The organism is Bradyrhizobium sp. PRIMUS42, assembly GCF_023006515.1.
Classification (GTDB): Bacteria; Pseudomonadota; Alphaproteobacteria; order Rhizobiales; family Xanthobacteraceae; genus Bradyrhizobium.
This window is the reverse complement of sequence record NZ_JALBGZ010000848.1, coordinates 1-2,458: the sequence shown is the minus strand read 5'-3', so window position 1 is coordinate 2,458 and position 2,458 is coordinate 1. Positions and strand designations below refer to the sequence as shown.

The window sequence follows — 2,458 nt, the reverse complement described above, 5'->3', positions numbered from 1 at the left end:
CCACCGGCAACGGGCCGGCGCACCACCTCGACGATGAGGTCGCCGCAGCGGAAGAACATCAGCTGGCCCCAATCCTGGTGCGAGCGGTCGAGCGCCAGGTCGAGGCCGAGCCGCGCGCCGTAGAGCGCGGCGGCGCGTTCGGAATCCTCGGTGGTGATCACGACATGGTCGAGCGCGTCGATCGGCGCGATGTCGGTCGCCGGGGAGAGCGGGCGCTCATCGGCGAGCTCGAGGAAGAACATGCGCACGCCGCGCGTGATTTCCGTGGCGGCACGCGTGCGCTTCCAGTGCAGGACGTTGCCCGATTCAGCGTCGCTGCTTTCGACCTCGGCGACCGGCTCCGGGCTCAAGGCCACCCGTTCCAGCCGCCGGTGCATCCTGCCGATGTCTGCGACACGAAAGCACAGGCTGGCGAGCACGCCTTCCTGGTCGTCGAGCAGTGCCCGCATGCGATCCGCGGTCACGCTGAAGCCGCTCGGCGCCATCAATTCGATCGTCATGTTGCCGAGGGTGAACAGCACCCGATCGGCGCCTTCGCCCGAGTTCTGCCAGGCCGGCGCGCGGGCGAGCAGCGTCTGGTAGGCCGCCTTGGCCGCACCGATATCGCTCACCAGAACGACGATGTGATCGAGCCCGGTGATCATCCTGCACCCATTTGATCGACTTGGAACCCACGGACCGAAAGACGGCGTTTGTCCGGGCTTGGCATTGGCCTGACATGGTCGTATTCCGGCAACATGCTGACCTCAAGCGCTTCGGGCGGCAGTTTTGCGAATAATTTCAGCGTCCCTCCGGAGCGGAACCGGTGCTAGAGTAATCCCGCCGGCCGGGACCACAAGCGCATCACGGACAAGCAATGCAGGCTCTCTTCATCGGACAGACCTATATCGACGTCGTCTTCATCACCGACCACATGCCGACCGGCGACGAGAAACACGTGGCATCGGACTACGCGGTCTCCTTCGGCGGCAACGCGGTGACAGCGGCTTTCTGCTGCGCCAAGCTCGGCATCGTGCCCGATCTGATCGCCACCGCGGCCAATGACTGGCTGGGGCGCATGTTCCAGGACATGTGCGCGAAATACGCGATCTCGCTGCACGGGCGGAAGGTGAACCAGTCCTCGCTCTCCTTCATCATGCCCAAGGACGGCAAGCGCGCCATCGTCCGCTGCCGCGACGACGAGCACATCCACCCCTTCCCGATGCTCAATCTCGGCGGCTGCCGCGCGCTGCACGTCGACGGCCACCAGCCGGATGCTGCGATCCACTACGCCAAAGTGTGCCGCGAGGCCGGCATTTTGACCTCGCTCGACGGCGGCGGCCTGCGCACCAACACGCATGAGCTGCTGGAATTCATCGACGTCGCCATCGTCGCCGAGCGCCTGTGCGAGCAGATGGACCTGACGCCGGAGAAGATGCTCGATTATCTCAAGAGCCGCGGCTGCAAGATCGGCGGCATCACCATGGGCGAGAAGGGCCTGCTCTGGTACGACGAAACAGGGACGGTGCAGGTGATGCCGGCGATGCCGATCCCGCGCGAGCGCGTGATCGACACCAACGGCGCCGGCGACGTCTTCCATGGCGCCTATGTCTATTCCTACCTCGCCCATCCCGGCAAAAGCTGGCGCGAGCACTTTGATTTTGCCCGCGCCGCCTCGACCTACAAGATCCAGCGCCTCGGCAACGAGGCCGGCCTGCCGACGCTGGTCGACATCGCCAAGGTCAGACACGAGTTCGAGGTCAGGGTCTAGTTTCAATGGGGCGCGTCTTCGTCGCCGGCAGCATCAACATGGATGTGGTGGCGACCGCCGATCGCCATCCGAAGGTCGGCGAGACCGTCGCCGGCCGGCAGGTGCTCTATTTTCCGGGCGGCAAGGGTGCGAACCAGGCGGTGGCGGCGTCACGGCTCGGTGCGCGGACCACGCTGATCGGCCGGCTGGGCAGGGATTCGTTCGGGGCCGAGTTGAGGACGTTCCTCGGCGATCAGGGGATCGATCTTGGCTCCGTCCGCGACGCGGACACGCACACCGGCACCGCGATCATCACGGTCGCCGCGGCCGACAACACCATCGTCGTCATTCCCGGCAGCAATGCCCTGGTCAGCGCGGATGATGTCGCGGATGTGCCGCTGGCGAAGGGCGATGTCGCAGTCAGCCAGTTCGAGATCCCGCTTCCGACCATCGCCGCCTTCTTCCGGCGCGCGCGCGAGGCTGGCGCCGTGACCGTGCTCAACCCGGCGCCGGCGCTAGAGATGTCAGGTGAGCTGCTCGCGCTGGTCGACATCCTCGTGCTGAACGAGACCGAGCTCGGCTTTCTCGCCGGCGTGGAACTGTCGGAGCGTGACGAAGCCGCACGGATTTTCGACGTAGCGCGGCAGCTTCAGGCCCGGCAGGATCAGACCATCTGCATCACGCTCGGCAGGCGCGGCGTGCTCGCGCTGGCCGGGCGCGAAGAGGTCG

At 66.1% G+C, this 2,458-nt stretch carries 3 protein-coding genes; 2 read left to right on the top strand and 1 reads right to left on the bottom strand.

The annotated features are described in order from the left end of the window. A partial coding sequence (locus tag MOV75_RS34605; RefSeq protein WP_247007586.1) for a VOC family protein occupies window positions 1-644 on the bottom strand: 644 nt, incomplete at its 3' end. A gap of 212 nt (window positions 645-856) precedes the next feature. Between MOV75_RS34605 and MOV75_RS34600 the strand changes: the two genes are divergently transcribed. Then, window positions 857-1,750, top strand: coding sequence for a sugar kinase (locus MOV75_RS34600; RefSeq protein ID WP_246924573.1), 894 nt, complete (start codon window positions 857-859; stop codon window positions 1,748-1,750). Between the two features lie 5 nt (window positions 1,751-1,755). Beyond that, a partial coding sequence (locus MOV75_RS34595) for a ribokinase (RefSeq protein WP_247007585.1) occupies window positions 1,756-2,458 on the top strand: 703 nt, incomplete at its 3' end.